This is a genomic window from Cupriavidus necator (assembly GCF_040578825.1).
Classification (GTDB): domain Bacteria; phylum Pseudomonadota; class Gammaproteobacteria; order Burkholderiales; family Burkholderiaceae; genus Cupriavidus; species Cupriavidus necator_E.
Window position 1 is genome coordinate 16,322 of record NZ_JBEFLI010000071.1, and the last position, 21,934, is coordinate 38,255.

Genomic DNA, 21,934 nt, shown 5'->3' on the forward strand with positions numbered 1-21,934 from the left:
CGGATCGGTCGGGGCGCATCAGCTGCATACCGAGCCTCCGGTGGACGTGCTCAGGCTTTCGCGTGTCAGGGTCGTGGTGAACGGCGGCATGCCCAAGCTCATCGGCACCAGCGGGATCACCGTGGCCACCGTGACGCCGGTCACGCTGACGGAGACGCTCTGGCAGGTGGAGCGCGCCGTGGCAGGGTCCGAATCGCAGCCGGCGGGCTGGTAGGCCACGCTGATGTTCGAGTTCTGCAGCAGCGGCAGCATGCTGCGCATGCGCGTCTTGACGATGGCGTCGCCCGCGTCGCATACCACCGCCATGCGCGCGCCCAGGCGCGTCGCTTCGGCGGCGGTGTTCCAGTAGAACAGCACGCGCGAGAACTCGGCGATGCCGATCAGCAGCGTCAGGAACACGCCCGCGATCAGCCCGAATTCCACGATGGTGGTGCCACGCTGGCGCGCGAGGGCGCGAGAGGGGGCGAGCGGTTTCATAGCACCTGCCTCATGACGGTGGTGATGTCGCCGAAGGTCAGTCCGGCCACATTGATAAAGGACTGCAGCGGGGAATAGGCGAAGCCGGTGATCCGCACGGCGACCAGGTTCACCGTGCCGGCCGGCGTGCCGGTGCCGTCCGGGTTGTCGTAGGTACTGACGTTGCTGAACGACTGGCCGGGACAACCGCTGGCGTCCACGCGGTCGCAGATCACCACCATGGAGGTGGTCAGCCCCTGCGCCAGCGGCTGGCCGGAGCAGGTGCGGTTGCCGTACGCCGCCAGGCACTTGGCCGCGGCGGTCGGATAGGTGACGTCGTCCGGCGAGAACTGCGACAGGTGGCGTGCCGCCGTGCGCGTAGCCTTGGTCAGCGTGTCGTACTGGTAGATCGCGCGCCCGAACTCGGCCACCCCGCAGGCCATCAGCACCATCGGTGCGAGCAGGATGCCGAACTCCACCGCGGCCACGCCGCGCTGGCGCTTGTGTGATGCCGTCAGCCGTTTCATCGCTGTCTCCTATTGCACCAGCACCGGCACCAGGGGGCCGTTGCTCGTGCTCGAGCCCGGCAGCCCTTGCGTGGCGCAGGGACTGCTCGCCACGTTATCGCCCCGGTACTCCAGCCGCACCGTGCTGTTGTTCCCGCCTTTCTGCAGGGGCTCGACCATCAGCAGGCAGGCCCAGCCGGTGACCGGGATCTTGTGGACGCCGGGCGTGCCAAGCGCGGTGCAGTCGACGATCGGCGCCAGCACCAGGCGGCGGTCGGCGCCGGACTCGTAGGTCGCCTTGGGAGCGGCGGTGCCTTGCGTGTCAAGCAGCGTGGTAGGGTCGCCCTGGTAGGCGCGGTAGGCCTTGCGCGCTGCCAGGAAGTTGGGCTGCGCATTGCCCAGGCTGTCGGTCGAGCTGCCGTCGTAGGCGTTGAACTTGGCGGTCCAGGTGGCGTCCGTGTAGGCGAAGCCGGTGAAGTCGGTCACGCCCTGCGGGTTGCCACCCTTGAGGATGCCGAAACGGCTGTTCCATTCGTCGGCGATCGAGGCCTTCTCGCCGGTCGTGCCGATCATCGCACCCGTCGCGGGGAGGTTGCACTGGCCCGCGCCCTTGAGCTGGTTGGCCACGTCCTTGGCGCTGCTGCCGCCGGTCAGGTCGGCCCAGCCGAAGTTGCCGCCGCCATAGGCCACGCTGTTCTTGTCTTCGGTGCCCGCCTTGGTGACCAGCCACTGGCCGATGGTGTAGCCGCCGGGCACGGGCGGGTGGGCAGTGTCAGGCCGGCACACGAATACCGGGATCGCGCAGGTGGTCTGGGCCGAGGTGGTAGTGGCAACCGCGTACGCCGCTACCGTGCTGGGCCCGATATTGATGCCGGGCATGACGTTGAGCACGTGGGCAAACCAGTTGGCAATGCCGACGCGCGAGACATCGCAGCGCACGAATTTGATGGTGTTCAGTGCGTAGGTGGACGAATCCTTGTCGAGGAAGGGATTGGACAGCGAGTCGGTGTAGCGCACGCTCTGGCTCGCCACCAACTGCACCTGCTCCTTCTGGAACAGCGCCAGGTTGCGGGAGCCGGCCGTGATACCGGCCGCTTCCGAGATCGCCAGCGGCGTGGCGCCGGTCAGGTCGCGCGCCGCCGCCAGCGCGCAGGAGTCGGCGCTGTTCTGCAGCTCGCTCTTGGCCACGTACAGCTTGCCCAGATCGAGCGCCAGGCCGATAAAGCCGACCAGCACCACGATCACGAGTCCCATGATGATGGCGACGGCGCCGCGCTGCCGCGTGTGGCGGCGCGCCAGTGTCGTGCCGTGAAGCCTGGGTCTGGTCATGATGGCGCTCTCCTTGTAGTGATTAGCGCGAACCGCCGCCCATGCCTACGCCGCCGTAGCCGCCGGCGCCGAAGTCGATGGTCATGGCGGGCGAGCCGCCTTGCTGGCCCTTGGACAGCGAGCGGTCGAAGTTCTTCATCGCCGCGACCGCGGTCTTGCCGTCGGTGCCGGTGATGGTGGGCAGGCCCGCCGGCGCGTCGGGATTGATGATCTGCATCTGCGTGACCGTGGCCAGCGCCACGCCGCGCTGGCGGTCCCACACCGGCGTGGAAGTCATGCAGGCCGACAGCGTCAGGCAGGCGAGGGTGCCGAGCACCAGGGCGGCGGCGCCGCGCGAAAGCTTCAGGTTCTTGCTCATGATCGTTCTCCTGTGGGCGCGTCGGTTCAGTTGCCGCCCGAGGCACTGCGGCCGGCGGTGCTGGTGGTAGCGGCGGCCCGTGCCTGCGCAAGGCGCGCGGCGGTGGCTTCGATGCGGGCGATGCGCGCGGCGGTGTCTTCGGCCGGCGGCGCGGCCGCGATCCTTTGTGCGGGCGCCTGGGCTGCCGCAGCAGGCCTGGGTGCCTCGGCGATGGCCACCGGTGCGACCGCGGGCGCAACCGGCTCATCCAGCGGACGTCCGTTCGGCACCGGGCCCATCGACACCGACGTCGGCGCGGCTTCGCTGCGCGGTGCCGACGGTGCGGTGGCAGGCGCTGCGGCAGGCGCGGCGGGCTGCGACGGAGTCGGCGCGGGCACCGGCATCGGCTTGCCGCGGCCTTCCATATTGCCCATGAAGTAGAGCGACAGCGGGTTCGGCGTGGAGAAGCTGTCGGTCGGCAGCGGGTAGTTGGTGGTCTGCATCGGCTTGACCAGGCGTGGCGTGATGATGAACACCAGTTCGCTCAGGTCCTGCTGGTACTGCGTGCTGCGGAACAGCGTGCCAAGCACCGGAACCTCGCCAGCACCCGGCAGCGCCTTGAGCGAGCCGCGAGCGCTGTCGGTGAGCAGCCCGCCAATGGCGAAGCTCTCGCCGTCGCGCATTTGCACGGTGGTGGAGGCGCGCCGCGTGGTGATCACCGGCAGCACGGTCTGGCCGGTCAGGCTGCTGCCGCGCACGGTGGCGCCGGTGGGCGACAGCTCGGATACTTCCGGCGCCACCTTCAGGTGGATGCGGCCGTTGGCCAGCACGGTGGGCGTGAACTTCAGCCCCACGCCGAATTCTTCCTCCTGCAGCGTGATGGTGGCCTGGCCGCCGAGCGCATTGCTCTGCGCCACCGGGATGTAGATCTTGCCGCCGGCGAGGAAGCTGGCTTCCTGGCCGCTGATGGTGACCAGGTTGGGCTCGGCCAGGATCTTGACCAGGCTGTCGTTCTTCTGCGCATCGAGGGCGATGTCGAACGGCCGGTTGTTGGCCTTGCTGGCGAAGATCGCGGTCGAGGCGCCACTCAGCAGCGACGTCACCAGCCCGCCACTCCAGGAGCCGAAGCCGCCCTGCAGGTTCACCGTCGAGCCGAGCTGGTTCAGCAGCGTCTTGGAGACCTCCGCCACCTTCACTTCCAGCATCACCTGCTGCGGGCTGTCCACCGACATCATGTTGAGCACGCCGCCCTTCTTGTTGCCATCTCCCTTTTTGCTGCCATCTCCCTTCTTGCTGACTTCGCTCTGCGCAGCGTTGGCGTATGCCTGGGCGATGTCCATAGCCATCTGCGCAGACTGCGCGTTGGTGACGCTGCCGGTCAGCACCAGGTTGTCGGCGGCAGTCATCACCCGGATGCCGGGCTCGCCTGGCAGCAGTTGTCCGAGCGAAGTCTGCAGGCCTCCGGCATCGGCATTAACCACCACGTTGATGATGCTGCAGGAGCCGCTGCGGCCCTGCACGATCATGTTGGTGGTGCCCACGCTAAGGCCCAACACGTATAGAGTCTGTGGCGAGACCGTTACGACCTCTACCACGTCGGTATTGCCGACCGTGCGGTAGCTCATGGGTTCGGACAGAGGGATCAGTTGGGACTTGCCGACCGGAACCATAACGTTTGTCTCACTTCGAATGGCGCCAGTGCACTTCGGTCCACGTGTCTCCGTTATCGGGACGGCTGCAGCTGGTGCTGCCGCCGCCTGCTTGGCCGTACCGGGCGTCACGCTGATCGTCATCGGGCCCGCCGGGGCCTTTGCCGCGGCAGGCGTGGTCGTCTTGACCAGGTTGCCTGCCTCGAGTGCAGCCTGCGCTGCAGCGGCCAGCGGTGTGCAGAGAATGGCGGCCAGCACCAGGATGCGGGTGCCGCCTGCGACTTCGGTTCTGTTCTGGTTCATTTGGAATCTCCCCCCGGAGCGGTGATGCTTATTAGGACTCGTTGGGCGCCATGCACAGGCGCGGTCAGAAACATTCGACGCCGCCCTGCATGCCGGCCAGCACGCCGATGCAGTTGCCGGAGCGCGCAGGCTGCGCCACCACCGTGCGGGTCTTGACCACGGTGCGTGTTGCGGTCTGGGTCACCACCTTGACCGGCGCCGGTTCCGGGGCCTTGCCCAGCAACGTGCCCTTGGTGGCGCCGCCGGTATTGATGTCAGCCGCATCCATCTGGTTGCGCAGCACCAGCGACAGCGTGCCCACGCTGCGCGCCACGTCCAGTTTCTCGGCCTGCTCCGGCGAGACTTCCAGCGTCACGGCGTTGACCACCTTGGGCTGCGTGTCGTCGCGGCTCACTTGCTGCGCCACCGCCAGCACCAGGATCTTCTCCAGCACGATCTTGGAGATGCTGGCGTTCTGCGTGCTCTTGGCTTCTTCGCTGGTATTGACGATCACGTCGACGTAGTTGCCGGGCAGCGCAAAGCCGGCCACGCCGACCACGTCGTTGACGCGGACCGTGATGGCGCGCTTGCCTTCGTTGATCACCGCGGACAGGCCGCCCTTGGTACCGATCGGCGCCAGCTTGGCGTCGAGCACGGGCTCGCCGCGCTGCAGGCTGGTGCGCACCACGCGTCCTTCCAGCGCCTTCAGGTCTTCGAACGCGCCCGGCGGCACGCTGCCCGAGGGCCAGCTCACCAGCCGCAACTGGCTGCCGTTGAGCGGCTGCCCCAGGTTGAGGTCGACGGTGGCTACCACGACTTGCTTTACCGAGCTGGACGATTGCTCCATCAGCCAGCGCGATGCAGATACCACCGCCGCCGCGCCGGCGACGAGGGCAATCAGCAGCATCAGGATTGCACGTGTGTTTTTCATGATGACTCTCCCCTACAGTTGTCCGTGTTGGCTGGTGCGGTTCAGCTCGCCGCGCGTTGGTCGTCGGACCAGCGGGTGCTCCTGCTGGTCGCCGGCATACCTTCGGCCGAGGTCCGCAGCCCGTAATAGCTCTGCCAGGCAGCCAGCAGCCCCTCCTCGGTGACGTGCGGAGCGCCGCCGTGGTAGCGCACGCCGGAGGCGACGAGGCGCAGCAGGTCGCGCGGGATGCAGACCAGCAGCGGCGTGTCGCTTGCGTAGTGCAGGCTGTCGACCAGGAAGTCGAAGACGGCATCAGTGCTGGTCAGTCCGTAATCGTTGACGGTGCGCTGGTACACCTCGCGGTAGTCGTCCACCGACAGCGCGCCCACATAGAGCTTGCTGCCAAGCCGGCGCAGGAAGGCGTCGTCTTCCAGCGCCGCGGGCTCCAGATTGGTGGAGAACACCGGCCAGACGTCAAACGGTACCGAGAAACGCACGCCCGTCTGCAGCGTGAACATGTCGACACCGCGGTCGAGTGGCACGATCCAGCGGTTCAGCAGGTCGGTGACGCCGACCATCTGTCGGCCCAGGTCGTCAATGATGTAGATGCCGTTGTTGGCCTTCATATGCGGAGGCGCCTGGTAAAAGCCTGCAGTGCGGTCGTAGCGCAGATCCAGCATGGACAGCGTGAGCTCGCCGCCTGACAGCACCACCGGGCGGTGGCACAGGACCCAGCGGCGATCCAGTGAACGGCGCGCCAGCGAAGCCTCGCTTTCATCGAAGGGCACATGAACCAGCGGATCGAACACCTGGATGATCTCGCCAGCCACGGTGATGGCGTGCGGCACCGGCACGGCGCCCGGCAGCAGCATGCCCAGGCGCTGCGCCAGGTAAGTTTTGCCGCTGCCGGCGGGGCCGTAGATCATCAGCGCGCGGCAGGTATTCAGCGCCATGCCGATTGAATCCAGCAGACGGACCGGAATCACCAGGTCATGGAAGGCCGCGGTGACGTCCGCCTTGGTCACTGACGCGTGACTGACCGAGTGGCGTTTAACGGCATCGAGATAGGCATCGAGCGTGACCGGCGCGGCGCCGGTGTAGCTGCAGCGCGCCGAGGTTTCGGCTGCGCGCGTATAGCCGGCGTCCGTCAGGCGGAAGCGCACGTCCAGGTCACTGGCGCCGCGGTGTGCGATTTCCAGCAGGCGTTCGCGTACGGCGACGGCGGCAACCTCATTGACGACCGTGGCCGGCAGCTTGAGCGTGTCGGTCAGCACCGCGAGCGTAACGGTGCGGTGCAGGTAGGCGGCCTTCATCAGCAGGCCGAGCAACTGGGCAATCTCCAGCCCGGTATCCGCGGCGGTACGCGGCAGCACATGCCAGGGTGGCAGCGGCAGGGAGCCGTGGTCCGTGCCGGCATTCCTGCCGCCCATGACCGCCTCCAGCAGCCGCGGTGTATTTCCCGTGTCGTGATGCTCGTTCATTGCCGCTCCCCGTTGCTTTCTTCGTGTCCTGGTTGTTCAATGCCCCGCCACAGGCAGGTGCGGTTGTGTTGTCTGTGTCATGTGCTGGCAAAGAGCATGGCCAGCGTGCCGGCTGCGATGGATACACCGTAGGGCATGGTGCCGGCGGAGGCTTCGGTATCGGGCTGCACTGGCCTGGAGCCGGGCAGCAAGGCGGCGAACAGCATGTGTCCGACGCGGAACAGGGTCGCTCTGGCTTGCCCCGTTACGAGGATCTGTATCAGCGCCCACGCGCCGCCGATCACGAAGGTTGCCAGCGCGATCTTCAGGGCCATGCCGGTGCCAAGCCACGCGCCTACTGCTGTCATGAGCTTGACGTCGCCGGCGGCCATGCCGCGCATCAGGTAGAAGGGCAGGATGATGCCGAACCCGGTGAGCCAGCCCAGGGCCCAGACGGATGCGCCGCCAGGCACGCCATGCATGGCAACCTGCACCGGCAGTGCAACGATCCATGCGCCGAACGTGAGCCAGTTCGGAATGCGCCGGCGATGCAGGTCGATGGCTGCGGCGGTGAGTACGATCGCAATGACGATCGGACCGATAAAGGGGGAGAGCGTGGCGGTGGCGGACATGGCTGGATCGGCTCGCGTTCGTGGTCCGGCTGCGGCTCAGGGCAGCGCGGGCAGCGATGACACCTTGGTCGCGATCATCTGGTAAAGAGACCCGACCGAATTACCCAGCGCACTGACGCCACTGACGATTGCCATGGCGAGCAGCGCGCCGAGCAATGCGTATTCAATCGACGTTACTCCGCGCTCATCGCGCAGAAACCGCTTCAGATGAGCATTGATCGTTGACATGCTGATCTCCGGATTCAGACGTTCAGAAGGAGGCGGGCGTGGACCCTTGCGGTCCACGCCTGGTGCTGCTTTGATTGCCGGTGTGCTTACGGCGTGGTCAGCTTGCCCTGGATGTAGTCGAAGATTGCGTTGAGCTTGTTGCCAACGGTCTGCACCGAGACGATGATCACGACCGCAATCAGCGAGGCGATCAGGCCGTACTCGATGGCGGTGACGCCATCTTCATCACGGATGAATTGCTTGACGGTTTGGGCGATGTGTTCCATGACTATCTCCTTTGATTGAGAGAAGGTGCTGCAGCGCTGCGAAGCGGCTGGCTGGATAGTTGCCGAAGCGCAGCAAGTTGGTAAGACTGCGGGACTGCGGTGTCGGCGCTGAGCTGGTCAGCGCTGGAAGAAGCGGTGGCAGGGCGGCGCGCAGATGGCGCAGGCATGGAACGGCCAGCGGCCAGGGCCGCCGTGCGAGTCACACGAGCTGCGCGCTTGCAGCCGACGCTCGGCCGACACGTGCATGCACCGCGCGGCGTGCTGCACATGGCCTTTGCGGGCCAGGCAGCGGAATGGCGTGGTGCCGATACCTCTGGTGCCGGCAGCGTGGCCGACATTCCGGTGTGGCATCGCAAGTGAGCGGACAGCTCGCATGGCTAATTTCCCCGTATAGTTTTTTACTTCTGATGCCGGCGAACGTTGCGCTGGCATTGCGGCATTCCAGACTGCGGTGCCGCATGCCAGGTATAGGCAAAGTGTGGGCCAGCCCCGGGCAAACCGGTGTGGCATAAGGCTTTGCGGGTAGCGATGCACCGTGGCATGGACCTCGCTGAGCCCGAAAACCGCATCCTGGCCGTGCTTCGTTGCTGTGCGGAAACGCAGGCAGTTAACGCCATTTGCGCAGGCGCGACGGAAGGACTAGATCGACGGATTGGCCATGTCGGCGAGGCGGGAGAGAATGCGCGGAAACCTCATCCGAAAGCATGAAGTGATGCCTGCGTGGATCTCTGCCATCTACTGCAGCCGGTGGTATTCGTGCGGACTTCCGGCTGTCTTCCCGGCGCCGGCCAGACTGACGGACGAGGGCCACAGATGGCGGGCCCAGCGTTACCGGAGCGAAACGTCGAATGGCCGGGCTGACTCGGGAAACGCAGGGAAACACTCGCAGGCATGCACCGCAATCCCAGTGTGCAGGCGGCTCGCAGGGGTGTGAGGTGTCGTGATTCAATCCGGAAACGTTGCCTGCCCAAGCGGCGGTATCGATGCAGTCCCGGCCGCTGTTGGCCGTCATGCGTTCTGTTCTGCGTGGGTGGCTGCTGCGGGCCTGCAGGCCTCGGGATGCCACCAGGAAGCCGCGATGCTGGCTACCGACGGTGCTGAGGCGGGTTTGCGCGATACGCTGCGTAGCGGCCCGATATCGGCGCGCAGCTGCAGGTCATCGATGGCGTACCGGGAATTGCCGCAAGGGCAATGGATATCGGGAATTGGCGAGCGAGGGATCCGGCAGGAGTGCAGCGGTTTGCCCTGCGGGTTGCCGGTTGACGGGATAGCGCAAGTCCCGTCATGACGGGACGCCTTGCCAGGCGGAGTGGCGGGAGGGACAGGCGTCAGCAGTGAACGTCGGCAACGCCTGAACTCCGATGACGCGCCAGCGGCGCGTCATCGGATAGCGCAGTGCTGATGGCGCGAGAATCTGGTGCCCGGCGCGACTGCGGGAGCGCACGCTCACGGCAGCCAACGCAGTGTGGCCAGCGGCTGTGCTCGAGTCAATGACGTTGCCAGCCATTGGATGGCCCACAACACGCCATCCGCCGGTTGTCAGCGGGATACCCCGGTAGTCGGGGAAGCGACGACCCTATTGCTCGCGGACGTAGGCTACGGCCACGGCATCCTCATGCACCTTTCGCCAGCCCGGCAGGTCGCGGATCACCTGTAACGCGGGACTTGACGGTTCCAGCACGGCCCAGCGGATCTTGTATTCCTGTATCAGTGTCTTCAGGACCTTGGCATTGCCGGAATAGGCTTCCATATAGCGGCGGACGAATTTATCGCCGTACAGGTCTGCGCGGCCGTCGATGACCGGCGCGATGCCGGAGAAGATCAGATAGCCCCCGAAGTTGTAGCTATTGAACACCGGCCCGGAGCCACCCGCTGCCATGGCTGCGCGGACTGCGTCCCTGGGTAGCGACGGGTCCTGGCCGCGGTGGATGCCTCTTGCAAGGAAGACGATGCTTGAAAGGAAGAACACGGTGGACAGGACAGTGATTACCTGAAGACACCTGAGTGAGAGTCTTGCCTTTACTTCCGGACGAATGGCGGCGCGCAGCTGGGGACCGACGGAAGGCATCAGCAGGAGAGGGGCCAGCAGCCCGGGGAGCTCGGCATAGCGCACGGATGTCAGGGCAAGATAAACAAGCCCGAAGAACATCGCTATCCGGGTCGGGGGCAAGCGGAACCCGAAGTAGAGGGCGCCGAACAGCACGAAGCCGAGCCACAGCACTATCGGCTGGAGCAACCGGATTTCCGGCGGCTGCCATTCGCTGATGATGCTGAGCGTGAAGGTCATTTCGGAAATGTGGAAGGGGAAGAGCAGGCCGTCCACGCCATTTGGCGTCATCAGGCCGGCCAGCACCGTGAGTGCCAGGAATGGTGCCCATGCCTTCGCGGTCTGGCGTGGATTGCCGTCGGTCAACACGGCTTCCACCGCCAGGGCGCCCCCCAGCACGATGCCGAGCAGAAAACTGGCATGCAGGTTGGCCCAGGCCAGCATGGCAACAAGTAGCCAGAGACTCGGCCGTTTGCGTTGCTCACGCGCCATGACAAGGTAGTAGACCCAGATCACCATCAATGGCCAGGCCAGCGTGTGGGGGCGCGCCAGCAGGTGCTGAGCCAGCGTCAGGAAAGCCAGTACCACACCGGTGAACGCATGCAGCGGCTCGATATAGCGCAGCAGGAACCGCAGCAGAACGGTCAGGGCGACGCTGGTTGCCAGCGCAGTGACAAGCACTGGCCCGGCCCAGCCAAGCCATCCGTAGGATGTGGCCAGGATGACTTCGGCCAGCCACTCATGGGGAACCCACTTTGCGCCCCGGAACGAGAAGGAGAACGGATCTGTCGTTGGCACTGCCTGGTTGGCAATGATCCAGTTCCCGGCGGCAATGTGCCAGAGGGTGTCCGCATCGGCCAGTAGGCGCACGCCAATGAAGGAAAGGATCGAGAACAAGCTCAGGCCGAAGACGCAAAGCCAGAACCACTGTGTTGCGGCGGCCTTTCGGAGCAGGCTTTCCCCGTTCGTCGTCTCGACCCAGGTCGTGGTGAGTTTCATGGCGTCTCGCGATGGCTGTAGTGCTTACCGGATCTGCCTGCCGAGGCAGGGCGCAGTCGCCCGTTATCGCAAAATGCGAGCCATCGCTGCAAACGCCTTTGTCTTCCGTGGGGTTGCGCTCCTTATTTGCGCGCCATGCCGGCTGGTGGCCAACGTGCCCGTCCTGTCGTTTCCAGGACGAATCGTGCTTATTTCCCCCGATCGTTGGTGCCGCGAGCAGGGGCTGCATGCGCGCAGGGCCATTTCTGCGCCAAAAGTATGAGTCGCGTCGCGCGGCACACGGTGCGTTTGGCGGATGCGGATGCCCAATCGCGCTGCACTGACTCGCAAAGGATGGTGTGTCGGGTAGCAAGCCAGGAGGTGGACGACGTTTCAGCCGGGAAACGCGCCACGCTGCTGCCGGAGAGTTGGGCACCCGATCAACGCCAGAAGAACTGGAGTGACAGGCGGGAATGCCGTCAAAGCCGGCGGTGATTCAGTTTGGAAACGTTTGCGCAAAGCCATTTTCCTCGCCGGTTCAGGGCTTTGATTCTGCTTGTATATCGGGGGACCCCTGACCAGAATGGAGCGAGTATATCGATGCATCGCCGCGGCATTCTTCACAAAAACATGGGCCGGCGGTGCTACATAAAGAACGGGGAACAATGAGCCTGGACCATAGCCCGGAAGCTACGCCGGGATCCGTGACGTCGCAACATTGGCTGGGCCTGGATCGAGTCAGGGCCTACAGCATTGCCATGCTGATCGCCTATGGTGTGCTGCTCGTGATATGGGCCTTGAGGACGAGGGGCTTCACCACGGATGCGCTGGGCCGGCCAGGCGTGGATTTCTCGGCGTTCTGGAGTGCGTCGTATCTGGCGCTGAAAGGGCAGGCCGCCAGGGTCTACGACTACGAAACCTTGCGGCCTGTCATCGCCGCATTCGGCGCCGTCCAGGGAGGGGGAAAATTCTTCCTGCCATGGACCTATCCGCCGACGTTCCTGTTGCTTGTGGTGCCGTTGTCCTTGTTGCCGTTCGCAGTGAGCTATGTACTCTTCATCGGCAGCACCGCTGCGATTTACATCGCCGCGGTGGTCAGGATCTTGCGCCTGCCTGGCGCACCGCGCTACGCGGTGTGGTTACCCGTGCTGGCATTTCCGGGTATCCACGAAGCGGTCATGATCGGCCAGAACTCTTTGCTGACAGCCGGTATGGCGGCGTGGTCGCTGATTCATTTGAAAGCCAGGCCTGTGCTGTCAGGCGTGTTGATTGGGCTGCTGAGCGTGAAGCCGCAGCTCGCGCTGTTGCTGCCGGTGGCCCTCGTGGCGGATCGCGCATGGACGGCTCTTCTCACCGCTGCGGCGACGGCTGCCGCGCTGATGGCCTGCAGTATCGCCCTTTGGGGGTGGGAAATGCTACCCGCGTTCCTGGAAAGCGGCACGCTCTTCAGGCAGACAGTGCTGGAGCAGGGCCAAACCGGATGGCGCTTTTGCCCGACGGTCTTCGCGATGATGCGGCGGGCCGGGGCATCGGTGGCGGCAGCGTACTGGGCCCAGGGCCTGTGCGCGGGGTTTGCGATCTGGGCCTTGCTCAAAGTCTGGCGGGGCCGCAATTCGGCGGCGCTGCGCATTGCTGCCGTGGCCGCTTCGAGCCTGCTGGTGAGTCCATATCTTTGGTATTACGAGCTGACCTGGATGGGAATTGCGATGGCCGGCCTGGCGGTCGAAGGGGTGCGGCGCGGTTGGATGTCCGGGGAGCGGGAGCTGCTGGTGGTGGCATGGCTGCTGCCATTGGTGCTGAGCGTGAATGCCCAGGGTTATTTGCCGCAGGTTGGATCCCTGGTGACGCTGACGCTGCTGATGGCAATCCTGCGCAGGGCGTGGTGGGGGAACAGGTTGGTTTGAGTTGTCGACTGGGCGGGCGTTGGCGGCCCGTGTCGCCGCCCACCAGGTGCTGGTCATTGTTATCCAGCCTGCTTTAAAAGAACAAGGCGCATCAAGCCGGAATCATGACGGTGGATGTACGAGCCGCGCCGCCTCGGGAGGGAATCATGTCGGGTCCATACGATGTCAGGCTGCTTTCTCTGGTTGTGCCTTGCTACAACGAGGCCGAGAGCATCGGTAAATTCTTTGATTGCGTGACGCCGATACTGGAGTCCATCGACCGGATCCGATTCGAGATCGTGCTGGTGAATGACGGCAGTACGGACGACACGCTGGACCAGCTGCTCGCGTATTCGCGCAAGGACGAACGCGTGCGCGTGGTGGACCTGACGCGGAATTTCGGCAAGGAAGCGGCCTTGACCGCCGGGCTCGACGAAGCCCTTGGTGATGCCGTCATTCCGATCGACGTTGATTTGCAGGACCCGCCTGCACTGATCCCGGCGCTGGTCGCGCGCTGGCGTGAGGGGGCAGAGGTCGTGCTGGCACAACGCAGCAGACGCGCGTGCGATTCCTGGCTCAAGCGCTTGACGGCGGCAGGCTATTACCGGATCCATAACCGGCTTTCCGACCTGAAGCTGCCGGTGAACGTTGGCGATTTCCGCTTGATGGACCGGGTGGTGATCAATGCGCTCAAGCAATTGCCGGAGAGACACCGCTTCATGAAGGGCTTGTTCGCCTGGGTGGGCTACAAGACCGCCATCGTCCGCTACGAGCGCGAGCCGCGCACTACGGGCCGCTCGAAGTTCTCGGGCTGGCGCTTGTGGAACCTTGCGCTCGAGGGGATCACCAGCTTCAGCACGCTCCCGTTGCGCAGCTGGACATATATCGGGCTGCTGATCGCGTTCGGCGCATTTTGTTACGGCGCGTTCATTGTGGCGCGGACCTTGATATTCGGGGCGGATGTTCCTGGTTATGCGTCGCTGCTGTCGATCGTGCTGTTCCTGGGCGGTATCCAGCTGATCGGGCTTGGGGTGGTCGGCGAATATATCGGCCGCATCTATGATGAAGCCAAGGGCCGGCCGATCTACCTGGTGCGACGCCGTTATCAGGAGTCCGGCCAGGACCGGCAACTTGCCACGGGAAGGCGGGTTATCCGGCTTGAGCGCGGAGCAGGCAACAGACGTTGATTTGACTTCCTCCCCGGCCTGAAGGCCGAGGCTTGCCGCGCACCGGGTCAGCACGGCCCGGGACAAGGGCCGGTCCTATTCCCGATACGTCCAGCTCCGGTGCGCGAGGTAGGTGAAGGCCGGCACTATCAGCACGACGCAGGCCAGTCCTGTCCAGTACGTGGCGCCGAGAAACTGCGCCGTCCATGAAATGGCTGTGGTCAGGCTTAATCCAAGCAGCGATACGCCGGCAAAGCGACCCAGGGTACGGTTGCGCAGCCGTGACGAGAAGCTCCATAGGGTGTTGAGCAGGTAGGAGCAAGCAGTCGCGCACAGGAAGGCCACGCAGTTTGCAGCGACCGGTGAAACCCCCATTGCACTGACCAGTGTCGCGGTGACGGCGACATGGACGCCGGTTGAGCTTGCACCCGACACCAGGAACCGCCCGAGCCTGCGCAGTTCAGGCGTGCTGGCACGGGCTTTCACGATGCGCGCACGATCGCCATCAGGGAAATGCCGAACGGCAGTGATGCGCGCGTAAGCCAGTGGCGTTCAGTGCTGAACAGGGCGTGCAGCGCACTGTTTATCGGTTGGGATGGAATGCCGGCACCGGTTGCCGTCTCGCTGCCGCGCAACTGGTCGCTGATTCGTGCGGCGATCGCAAGCGGAGACAGCAGGGTGTTGAAGTAGGAGATCCGGTCCAGGCGCAAGCCACACCGCGTGACCAGCGCTTGCAGCGAGCGCCTGCTATAGCGGCGCTGGTGATGCAGGAAGACGTCATGACGGCTCCATAGCCACTGGTAGGCTGGCACGGTAATGAGGACTGCGCCGCGCGGCTTCAGCATCCTTGCTGCACAGGCGAGTGACCCCGCATCGTCAGCAATGTGTTCCAGGCAATCGAGCAGGCAAACCAGGTCAAAGCTCCGATCCGGGAATGGCATATCGTCAGGGCACCTGCCGCTGCGTATGTCGTAGACTCCGCCGGTTTTTTCGCGTGCCAGTCGCAGGGCCGTGCCATCCATCTCCACAGCGCTCACCTTGCCGAATCGCGAAAGCATGGCCAGGTTGCCACCGGTGCCCGCCCCGATTTCCAGGATGGACGCGTCACGCGGCAGTGCCAGGCCGGACAGGATGGTGGCGAGGATGTCGCGCCGCCCTCGGAACCACCAGTGGCCGGCTTCGGTGTCGGCCATTTCAAGATAGGCATCGGGGGACATCGGTCGGTTCCTCCGCAATCGGGAAGGTTATCCCTGCACGCAAAGCAGACCGAGGTCGCCCTTTTTCACCTGCAGCTTGTAGTCGCGCATCAATCTGAACAGCGTTACCCGCGAAATCCCGAGTTCAGCCGCCACGTCAATGAGCCGTTCATGGTTGCGCTGCAGCGCCTCCACAATGGCATGCTGCTCCGCCGCTTGCCGGATCGCCGCCAGCGTCAGCGGCCGTTCCTCCGCAGGCACCGTCAGTTCCAGGTCCGCAGGCTGGATCACCCCGTCCTCGCACATCGCAGCCGCATGGCGGATGCGGTTGATCAGCTCGCGCACGTTGCCCGGCCAGTTGTGCAGCTGGATCGCGCGCAGCGCCGTGGGCGAGAAGCCGCGGATGCGTGCCGGCGATTGCTTGCGCACATTGTCGAGCACGTGTTCGGCGATCAGCAGGATGTCGCTGCCGCGTTCGCGCAGCGCGGGCTGGCGTACGCGCAGCACGCACAGGCGGTGGTAGAGGTCGCCGCGGAAGCGTTCGGCGGCGATCGCGGCTTCCAGGTCAACGTGGGTGGCAGAGATGATGCGCACATCCACCTCGACCGATTCGGTGCCGCCCAGCCGTTCGATGCGTCCCGTTTCCAGGAAACGCAGCAGGCTGGTCTGGCTTTCCAGCGGCATGTCGCCGATTTCATCGAGGAACAGCGTGCCGCCCTGCGCCATCTCGATGCGGCCGGGCTTGCGCTTGGTGGCGCCGGTGAAGGCGCCGCGCTCATAGCCGAACAGTTCGGACATCAGCAGCGTAGGCGGGATGGCGGCGCAGTTGACCGCGACGAAGGGCTTTTGCGCGCGTTCCGAGGCGCGGTGGACGGCCTGCGCGGCCAGTTCCTTGCCGGTGCCGGACTCGCCCGAGATCAGTACCGGGGTGTCCCAGCGCGACACCTTCTCGATGCCGCGGAACAGCGACTGCATCGCCGGGCAGTTGCCGATCATGCCGTCGGCGCGCGTGGTGCCGGCCACCGCGCGCTGAACGCCCGGGCGCAGCTGCGCCATGCCCTGCGCATGGCCGAGCGAATGCGCCAGGTCGGCGGGCTCGAACGGCGCGGTGTAGTAGTCGACGAAATAGAGCCCGAGCAGGCGGCGTGCCGCGTCGCTCAGCGCATCGCGGCTGGCGATGATGCCGATCCAGCCGATGTGCGGTTGGGACAACCAGGGTTCGAGCGATTCCAGCTCGGCATCGCTGAAGCCGCTGTGCAGGTCGAGCAGCGCCGCGATCGGCTGGGCACTGTGCGGGAGTGCGTTGAGGTCGTTCAGGTTGGACGCGAAGCTGATTTTCCATCCACGCTGTGCGAGCAGGCGGCACAGCATGGCGTCGTGGTGCTGCGACAGGTACAGCAGCGGGCGGTTGGCATAAGCGCTCATACGATTTCCCCGGATTTTTTGTTTTCCGAAGCCGGCGCCGGCGGCTGCCGGTCACTGGCTTCGGTGCTTCTAAGGCTTGCGCCGGCCTGGCGGCCTGGCGTGTTCCCTAAAATTCTTCCCGCCGCGGCGCCGCAGGGCACGGGCTGTCAGGCCCGTTCCGCCGCCGCCGCGTCCCGCGCCCCTGGTGAGGGTCCGGTCGCGACGGCGGCTGCTTTGCTGCGCCTGCATGGCAGGCTGGTGCTGCAACCCCGTCTCTTGTTTTATCCGCGTGGCGCCCGGCTTCGTCGTGGCGTCGCGCGGTTTCCAGGCTCCACGGGCGCGCTCGCGCATGCTCGCGGCCCGTGTTCCCTGAAAGACCTCCTTCTGATCTTGCCGGCGGACACTGCATTGGCGTCCACCGATGCGGGCCAGTCCCTGCCGCGTGGCCCCTCGCTTACAGCACAGCCCGAATCCCGCCCTGGGAGTTGCAGGGGTCGTTCTGAAACTGACCTCCGGCGAACGCTTGCCTGTGTGTTTGCCGCTTTGGTTTCAGACGTCCCCCCGTTCCGGGCTTCCGTTCGCGGGCACATATGTGCGACGAATGTGCCATAGCGAGCTAAGTCATTGAAAACAAAGGGGAAGATAGATGTAATGCGGCGAGCAGGCGGGTGCCGGCGAGCGAGAACGTTCCGCTTTTGATACGTGGGCGGGCCAATTCATGTTGCGCTGCAGCGAAGTGCAGAAGCGCCATGCGCCGAAAACGCCATAAGAAAGGCGGCGCAGGTGGCGGGCGCGATACTTGCGGCCTGTTGGGGCCATCCGAAAGAGGGGAAGCCGCATTTAGGGCGCGAGGGCGCCAGGGCTCCGATGCTGCACGCGGCTTGACCCACGCAGGGGTTTCATTGCCGATACAACGCCGTGGTACAGGTCCTTCTTCAGCAACCGCGGCGTGCCGCCAAAGACCTCAGCCTTTTGGCTTCGGTTGCTTCGCGACGCGGCCGACAGGCGCAGACAATCGGCGCGTTGACAAGCCTTTGCACGAACCGGCGCATGCGCGCCTCAGCCGCTTCTCATCTGTTTGGATGGGGCCACCGGATTTTCGATGCCGGCTGGCATGGCTCGCGAAATGGTTGCATGCGTGAAACTCGGCCCCGTTTTGCGCGGCGCTGGCACAAACCTGCAACACGCCGGCCAAGCGCTGGCGGAAGCAGTCAAGCCGTTGATTTTGCTGGTCCAGACGAAAATGATTCGTATTGCCAACATCGGCTGCCGAAACAATTTCAGATTTGAAACTGCGCGGGGTTGTTACCTGCGGCAGGGTTCGGTGGCAGCGTCTCCTGCCGCACCAGCTGCTGCAGCCACGCGTGAAATTGCTGGATCGCTTGCTCGCGCGGATTGCCTTCACGCCAGATGACCCAGTAATGCAGGCTGGATGGGATGCGGGTCGGGCCGATCTGCACCAGGTCGCCACTGGCCAGGTAGTCGTGCGCTAGCTGGGCGCGCGCCGTGGCCACCCCCAGGCCGGCGACCGCCGACTGCAGCATCAGTCCGGCGTCCTGGAAGATCGGCCCGCGTTCGGGTTCGTCGCCGGGCAGGCCGGCGGCTTCGAGCCAGTCGCGCCACGGACGCAGCGCAAAGCGCAGCATCGGCATGCGCGGCACGTCGGCCAGCGTGAAGCCGGGATAGCGCGCCAGCAGCGCTGGGCTCGCGACTGCGATCACATGGTCCTCGATCAGGTTGTGGCACTCGAAGCCGGGCAGGTCGATGCGCTGGTGCCAGATACCGACGTCCACGCTATACGGGTCCGGCGGCGTGATCTCGGCGTGCAGACGCAGGTGCAGGTCCAGCGATGGCACCTGCGCGTGCAGGCTGGGCAGGCGGCGGATCAGCCAGGCATTGGCGAGGTCGGCCATCACGCTGACCTGCAGCCGCACCACCGGCGGCCCGGCGCTGTTGCCGGCCTCGCGTAACGCGCTTTCCAGGCTGTCGAGCGCGCCGCGCACCTGCTCGGCCAGCCGCGCGCCCGCGCTGGTGGGCGTCATCTGGCTGCCGGTGCGCTGGAACAGCTTGGTGCCGAGGCTGGTCTCGAGCCCGCGGATATGGTGGCTGATGGCGCTGTGGGTAAGTGCCAGCTCTTGCGCCGCGCGCGAGAAGCTGCGGTGGCGCGTGGCGGCCTCGAGCGCGCGCAGCGCTTGCAGCGGGGGCAGGTGAACCGGTCGGTCGGCGGGTTTGCCGGGAGATTTGGCCATGGCCGTCAAATTCTACTCACAATTGCGGCGGGTATCTTTCGTTGGCCTTGCACCGGAATGGGGAAGACAATGCGGGCCATGACGACTACGACTTCTCCTGATTTGTCTTCCGCGCCCCCGCAATCGCAACCGGCCAATCAGTCCGATCGGGCGCGCTGGCGCGTGCTGGCCGTGTTCTCGCTGGGTTTTCTGGTGTCCTATGTGTTCCGGGGCGTCAACCTCGGCTTTGCGCCCTACCTGACGCGCGAGCTCGGCCTGAATGCCGGCGACCTGGGGTTGCTGACGAGCTTCTACTTCCTTGGCTTTGCCTGCGCGCAACTGCCGGCGGGCATCCTGCTGGACCGCTACGGCCCGCGCCGCACCGAGGCGGTGATGCTGCTGGCGGCGGTGGCGGGCTCGCTGGTGTTCGCGCTGGCGCCCGGCATGGCGGGGCTGGCTGCGGGCCGGCTGCTGATCGGCGTGGGCGTGTCGGTGTGCCTGGGCGCCGCCATCCAGGCGCTGTCGATGTGGTTCCCGCTGTCGCGCATGCCGCTGCTCAACGGCGTGGTGATGGCGATCGGCGGCCTGGGCGCGGTGCTGGTGGGCACGCCGCTGTCTTGGTTGCTGTCGCTGACCGACTGGCGCACCGTCAGCGCCGGGCTGGCCGCCTTATCGCTGGCGATGGCGGTGCTGCTGTGGTTCGGCGTGCCCGACCAGCCGCGCGCCGGCCGCGAAAGCCTGCGCGAGCAGTTGCGCGGCACGCGGCAGATCCTGGCGAGCGAACGCTTCTGGCGCGTGGTGCCGCTGACGCTGCTCAACCAGGGCGTGTTCCTGGCGGTGCAGACGCTGTGGGTCGGCGCGTTCATGCGTGACGTGGCTGGCTTCGATGCCGCCACCAGTGCGCGGCTGGTCTCGGTGATCGGCTTTGCCATGATGGCCGGCTGCGTCGGCTCCGGCTGGGCCGCGCGCCACCTGGAACGGATCGGCGTGAGCCTGTACGCCTTTGCCGGCGCGGGCATGACCGGCTTTATCGTGATCCAGGTGCTGCTGATGGCGCAGGTGCCGCTGCCGCCGGCGCTGCTGTGGGCGGCCTACGGTGTGTTCGGCTCAAGCGGCATCCTGACCTACGCGGTACTGGCGCGCAGCTTCCCGGATGCGCTGATCGGCCGCGCCACTACCGCGCTGACGTTGACGGTATTCCTGGCGACCTTTGCGTGCCAGGTGGGGGTGGGTGTCGTGCTGGATTTGTGGCGGGCTACCGGCGGCCATTATCCGAAGGCAGCGCACCTGGCGGCATGGAGCGGGCTGGTGGTGCTGCAGGCGCTGGCGGCGGTCTGGTATCTGATGGGGGCGCGTCGCGCCCGCTGATGTTTGGCAGGGGTTCTCAGCTCAGTAGCTCAGTAAACGCCCGGCAAGGCGCGAAACCGTACTTTTTCACGATACCGGCGGTATTCGGCATCATCGGACAGCAGCTTTTCTTCTCGATTTATCCGCACCGCCTGCAGGGCGTACAGGCCGGTGTAGACGAGCAAGTTTTGCACCCCGAAATTGGTGAGCAAAAAGCCGACGTCGGCAATGAAATAGCCCAGGTAGATCGGATGTCGCACAAACCGGTAAGCCCCGCTCGAGACAACGCCGCGATTGGCGGGCAGTATCCCGAATGACCAACGCAGGGAGACCTTTGCATAGATTTGCCACAGAATCCCCACGATCTGCAGGCCAGCACCAAACATCTCCGGTACCAGGTGCGTCCCTGGCGCCAGCTGAACTGCCAGGCAATAGTACGTACCGCCCAGGGAGCAGAGTACTGTGACGGGGTGCCAGTCTCGCCTTATCGGAACCCGGACAAACAGGGACAGGCCGAGCGTCAGACCACTCGCCAGTACGAGCAGCAGCAAGGTGATCCGCGTCGGGTTAGTGAGCCAGTGGAGGACTGCGGCGTAGGCGAATGCTGCAAGCAGTATGGCGGTGGCACTTCTGAGTCCAGCCTCGAGGAGCAATTCTCGGAGGTCTATTTTGGGCGCAGGTGCCTCCCGGTCTTTCTCCGCTGCGATTTCCGACATGGCCTTCCCCCTTATGGCAGCGGAGTCTGAATGCTCCACCTCTTTTACCGTGATGCAGTTGTTCACCAAGCGTAGCCTGTGAGCGCGGGAGGTCATATCGGGCAAAAGTATGTTTCGCCCGTGAAAAGCCCCCTTGTCCCGCAAATGCTGGTACTGGCACTTGGGGGCCGACTCGGGGGAATGGGGAAAGCGCGATGAGAGCGGGGAGACCGAAGGTGGAACCGGCAACGGGCGAAGGGCGGCGGCCGGCGCATCGCCGGCCATTGCGTTTGGGCCGATCGTGAAAACGCGGGCAGACCCTAGAGCATGACCGGCCGGTCGTCCAGCTCGTTAGGGTTGTGCCCGCCGTCGGACGGGAAGTGCGTGGCCAGCAGGTCGTGGACCCGCGCCACCGTGGCCAGCACCGGTTCCACCGACAGGTTCTGCTTCAGCCCCCGCGCCAGCTCGTCGCACAGTTCGCGCCAGGTGGCGGTGCCGACGCGGGCGTCGATGCCGCGGTCGGCCAGCAGCTCGACCGCATGGTCGGCCAGGTTGATATAGAGCAGCACGCCGGTATGGTCCTCGGTGTTCCAGACCTCGAGGGCGCCGAACAGGAAGCGGGCGCGCTCGCGCGGCGTGACGCCGGCCCAGGCGTCGCCGACCGGCAGGCTGGCTTCGATCACCACGCGGATCTCGCCGCGATGGCGGGTCTCGCCGGCATGCACGGCTTTATGCAGCTGTTGTTGCGCGTCGGGCGGGAAGTGCCGGCGCGCGGCGCTGGCCGTGGTGGCGATATGGTGCAGGGCGCGTCTGAGATTCGGCATCGTCGTCGTTCCTCTTGCTGTCACCAGTTGCCGGAGGCGCCGCCGCCATCGAAGCCGCCGCCGCCTCCGCCGCCGAAGCCGCCACCGCCGCCTCCGGCAACTGGTGACAGC

21 protein-coding genes are annotated in these 21,934 nt (G+C 65.4%); 4 read left to right on the top strand and 17 right to left on the bottom strand.

Annotation, left to right across the window (positions count from 1 at the left end; genetic code table 11):
* Window positions 1–18 precede the first annotated feature (18 nt).
* From AB1I47_RS27135 to AB1I47_RS27180, 10 genes are all read right to left on the bottom strand, one after another.
* Window positions 19–477 carry a TadE/TadG family type IV pilus assembly protein gene (locus AB1I47_RS27135; RefSeq protein WP_354686792.1) on the bottom strand — a complete coding sequence of 153 codons (459 nt, stop codon included), beginning with the start codon at window positions 475–477 and terminating at the stop codon, window positions 19–21.
* Complete coding sequence (locus AB1I47_RS27140; RefSeq protein ID WP_354686793.1) at window positions 474–983, bottom strand: TadE/TadG family type IV pilus assembly protein; 510 nt, start codon at window positions 981–983, stop codon at window positions 474–476. The genes AB1I47_RS27135 and AB1I47_RS27140 overlap by 4 nt, the downstream gene beginning before the upstream one ends.
* 9 nt (window positions 984–992) lie before the next feature.
* Window positions 993–2,291, bottom strand: a complete 1,299-nt coding sequence (locus tag AB1I47_RS27145; RefSeq protein ID WP_354686794.1) for a pilus assembly protein TadG-related protein — start codon at window positions 2,289–2,291, stop codon at window positions 993–995.
* A gap of 22 nt (window positions 2,292–2,313) precedes the next feature.
* Window positions 2,314–2,649 (bottom strand): hypothetical protein, encoded by a 336-nt coding sequence (locus AB1I47_RS27150; RefSeq protein ID WP_354686795.1) that lies wholly within the window; start codon window positions 2,647–2,649, stop codon window positions 2,314–2,316.
* Window positions 2,650–2,675: 26 nt separating this feature from the next.
* Complete coding sequence (locus AB1I47_RS27155; RefSeq protein WP_354686796.1) at window positions 2,676–4,580, bottom strand: type II and III secretion system protein family protein; 1,905 nt, start codon at window positions 4,578–4,580, stop codon at window positions 2,676–2,678.
* Window positions 4,581–4,644: 64 nt separating this feature from the next.
* Window positions 4,645–5,490 (bottom strand): Flp pilus assembly protein CpaB, encoded by an 846-nt coding sequence (cpaB, locus tag AB1I47_RS27160; RefSeq protein WP_354686797.1) that lies wholly within the window; start codon window positions 5,488–5,490, stop codon window positions 4,645–4,647.
* A 41-nt stretch (window positions 5,491–5,531) separates the two neighbouring features.
* Window positions 5,532–6,950, bottom strand: coding sequence for a P-loop NTPase family protein (locus AB1I47_RS27165; protein WP_354686798.1), 1,419 nt, complete (start codon window positions 6,948–6,950; stop codon window positions 5,532–5,534).
* 77 nt (window positions 6,951–7,027) lie between these two features.
* Window positions 7,028–7,561, bottom strand: coding sequence for an A24 family peptidase (locus AB1I47_RS27170; protein ID WP_354686799.1), 534 nt, complete (start codon window positions 7,559–7,561; stop codon window positions 7,028–7,030).
* A gap of 36 nt (window positions 7,562–7,597) precedes the next feature.
* Window positions 7,598–7,789 (bottom strand): Flp family type IVb pilin, encoded by a 192-nt coding sequence (locus AB1I47_RS27175; RefSeq protein WP_354686800.1) that lies wholly within the window; start codon window positions 7,787–7,789, stop codon window positions 7,598–7,600.
* Between the two features lie 86 nt (window positions 7,790–7,875).
* Complete coding sequence (locus AB1I47_RS27180; RefSeq protein WP_354686801.1) at window positions 7,876–8,055, bottom strand: Flp family type IVb pilin; 180 nt, start codon at window positions 8,053–8,055, stop codon at window positions 7,876–7,878.
* A 216-nt stretch (window positions 8,056–8,271) separates the two neighbouring features.
* On the opposite strand from AB1I47_RS27180, the gene AB1I47_RS27185 reads away from it, so the two are divergent.
* Window positions 8,272–8,415 (top strand): hypothetical protein, encoded by a 144-nt coding sequence (locus AB1I47_RS27185; RefSeq protein ID WP_354686802.1) that lies wholly within the window; start codon window positions 8,272–8,274, stop codon window positions 8,413–8,415.
* 1,216 nt (window positions 8,416–9,631) lie between these two features.
* On the opposite strand, the gene AB1I47_RS27190 is transcribed toward AB1I47_RS27185, so the two are convergent.
* Window positions 9,632–11,101 (bottom strand): hypothetical protein, encoded by a 1,470-nt coding sequence (locus AB1I47_RS27190; RefSeq protein ID WP_354686803.1) that lies wholly within the window; start codon window positions 11,099–11,101, stop codon window positions 9,632–9,634.
* A 737-nt stretch (window positions 11,102–11,838) separates the two neighbouring features.
* Here AB1I47_RS27190 and AB1I47_RS27195 point away from each other — a divergent pair.
* Window positions 11,839–12,984 carry a glycosyltransferase family 87 protein gene (locus tag AB1I47_RS27195; RefSeq protein ID WP_354686804.1) on the top strand — a complete coding sequence of 382 codons (1,146 nt, stop codon included), beginning with the start codon at window positions 11,839–11,841 and terminating at the stop codon, window positions 12,982–12,984.
* A gap of 146 nt (window positions 12,985–13,130) precedes the next feature.
* Window positions 13,131–14,150 (top strand): glycosyltransferase family 2 protein, encoded by a 1,020-nt coding sequence (locus AB1I47_RS27200; protein WP_354686805.1) that lies wholly within the window; start codon window positions 13,131–13,133, stop codon window positions 14,148–14,150.
* A 75-nt stretch (window positions 14,151–14,225) separates the two neighbouring features.
* Here the strand turns inward: AB1I47_RS27200 and AB1I47_RS27205 are convergent, their stop codons facing one another.
* The 4 genes from AB1I47_RS27205 to AB1I47_RS27220 all read right to left on the bottom strand — a co-directional run bounded on the left by AB1I47_RS27205 (window position 14,226) and on the right by AB1I47_RS27220 (window position 18,978).
* Window positions 14,226–14,615: a GtrA family protein gene (locus AB1I47_RS27205; protein ID WP_354686806.1), complete on the bottom strand. Its 390-nt coding sequence runs from the start codon at window positions 14,613–14,615 to the stop codon at window positions 14,226–14,228.
* The gene (locus AB1I47_RS27210) at window positions 14,612–15,346 is read right to left on the bottom strand and encodes a class I SAM-dependent methyltransferase (RefSeq protein ID WP_354686807.1); all 735 of its coding nucleotides are present in this window, start codon (window positions 15,344–15,346) and stop codon (window positions 14,612–14,614) included. Before AB1I47_RS27210 ends, AB1I47_RS27205 begins: the two co-directional genes overlap by 4 nt.
* Window positions 15,347–15,373: 27 nt before the next feature.
* A complete protein-coding gene (locus AB1I47_RS27215) occupies window positions 15,374–16,750 on the bottom strand; it encodes a sigma-54 dependent transcriptional regulator (protein WP_354686808.1) in 1,377 nt (458 codons plus the stop codon).
* Window positions 16,751–18,009: 1,259 nt separating this feature from the next.
* Window positions 18,010–18,978: a LysR substrate-binding domain-containing protein gene (locus tag AB1I47_RS27220; RefSeq protein WP_354686809.1), complete on the bottom strand. Its 969-nt coding sequence runs from the start codon at window positions 18,976–18,978 to the stop codon at window positions 18,010–18,012.
* Window positions 18,979–19,056: 78 nt separating this feature from the next.
* Between AB1I47_RS27220 and AB1I47_RS27225 the strand changes: the two genes are divergently transcribed.
* Window positions 19,057–20,325 (top strand): MFS transporter, encoded by a 1,269-nt coding sequence (locus tag AB1I47_RS27225; RefSeq protein ID WP_407935918.1) that lies wholly within the window; start codon window positions 19,057–19,059, stop codon window positions 20,323–20,325.
* Between the two features lie 29 nt (window positions 20,326–20,354).
* Here AB1I47_RS27225 and AB1I47_RS27230 read toward each other — a convergent pair whose 3' ends face one another.
* Together AB1I47_RS27230 and AB1I47_RS27235 are read right to left on the bottom strand one after the other, a co-directional pair.
* Complete coding sequence (locus tag AB1I47_RS27230) at window positions 20,355–21,020, bottom strand: methyltransferase family protein (protein WP_354686812.1); 666 nt, start codon at window positions 21,018–21,020, stop codon at window positions 20,355–20,357.
* A 299-nt stretch (window positions 21,021–21,319) separates the two neighbouring features.
* Window positions 21,320–21,823 carry a TPM domain-containing protein gene (locus AB1I47_RS27235; RefSeq protein WP_354686811.1) on the bottom strand — a complete coding sequence of 168 codons (504 nt, stop codon included), beginning with the start codon at window positions 21,821–21,823 and terminating at the stop codon, window positions 21,320–21,322.
* Window positions 21,824–21,934: the final 111 nt, after the last annotated feature.

Excerpts from the sequence above, each read along its gene's own strand:
- AB1I47_RS27135 (WP_354686792.1), bottom strand. The coding sequence starts at position 477 with ATGAAACCGCTCGCCCCCTCTCGCGCCCTCGCGCGCCAGCGTGGCACC.
- AB1I47_RS27140 (WP_354686793.1), bottom strand. The coding sequence starts at position 983 with ATGAAACGGCTGACGGCATCACACAAGCGCCAGCGCGGCGTGGCCGCG.
- AB1I47_RS27145 (WP_354686794.1), bottom strand. The coding sequence starts at position 2,291 with ATGACCAGACCCAGGCTTCACGGCACGACACTGGCGCGCCGCCACACG.
- AB1I47_RS27150 (WP_354686795.1), bottom strand. The coding sequence starts at position 2,649 with ATGAGCAAGAACCTGAAGCTTTCGCGCGGCGCCGCCGCCCTGGTGCTC.
- AB1I47_RS27155 (WP_354686796.1), bottom strand. The coding sequence starts at position 4,580 with ATGAACCAGAACAGAACCGAAGTCGCAGGCGGCACCCGCATCCTGGTG.
- cpaB (WP_354686797.1), bottom strand. The coding sequence starts at position 5,490 with ATGAAAAACACACGTGCAATCCTGATGCTGCTGATTGCCCTCGTCGCC.
- AB1I47_RS27165 (WP_354686798.1), bottom strand. The coding sequence starts at position 6,950 with ATGAACGAGCATCACGACACGGGAAATACACCGCGGCTGCTGGAGGCG.
- AB1I47_RS27170 (WP_354686799.1), bottom strand. The coding sequence starts at position 7,561 with ATGTCCGCCACCGCCACGCTCTCCCCCTTTATCGGTCCGATCGTCATT.
- AB1I47_RS27175 (WP_354686800.1), bottom strand. The coding sequence starts at position 7,789 with ATGTCAACGATCAATGCTCATCTGAAGCGGTTTCTGCGCGATGAGCGC.
- AB1I47_RS27180 (WP_354686801.1), bottom strand. The coding sequence starts at position 8,055 with ATGGAACACATCGCCCAAACCGTCAAGCAATTCATCCGTGATGAAGAT.
- AB1I47_RS27190 (WP_354686803.1), bottom strand. The coding sequence starts at position 11,101 with ATGAAACTCACCACGACCTGGGTCGAGACGACGAACGGGGAAAGCCTG.
- AB1I47_RS27195 (WP_354686804.1), top strand. The coding sequence starts at position 11,839 with ATGCTGATCGCCTATGGTGTGCTGCTCGTGATATGGGCCTTGAGGACG.
- AB1I47_RS27200 (WP_354686805.1), top strand. The coding sequence starts at position 13,131 with ATGTCGGGTCCATACGATGTCAGGCTGCTTTCTCTGGTTGTGCCTTGC.
- AB1I47_RS27210 (WP_354686807.1), bottom strand. The coding sequence starts at position 15,346 with ATGTCCCCCGATGCCTATCTTGAAATGGCCGACACCGAAGCCGGCCAC.
- AB1I47_RS27215 (WP_354686808.1), bottom strand. The coding sequence starts at position 16,750 with ATGAGCGCTTATGCCAACCGCCCGCTGCTGTACCTGTCGCAGCACCAC.
- AB1I47_RS27220 (WP_354686809.1), bottom strand. The coding sequence starts at position 18,978 with ATGGCCAAATCTCCCGGCAAACCCGCCGACCGACCGGTTCACCTGCCC.
- AB1I47_RS27225 (WP_407935918.1), top strand. The coding sequence starts at position 19,057 with ATGACGACTACGACTTCTCCTGATTTGTCTTCCGCGCCCCCGCAATCG.
- AB1I47_RS27230 (WP_354686812.1), bottom strand. The coding sequence starts at position 21,020 with ATGTCGGAAATCGCAGCGGAGAAAGACCGGGAGGCACCTGCGCCCAAA.
- AB1I47_RS27235 (WP_354686811.1), bottom strand. The coding sequence starts at position 21,823 with ATGCCGAATCTCAGACGCGCCCTGCACCATATCGCCACCACGGCCAGC.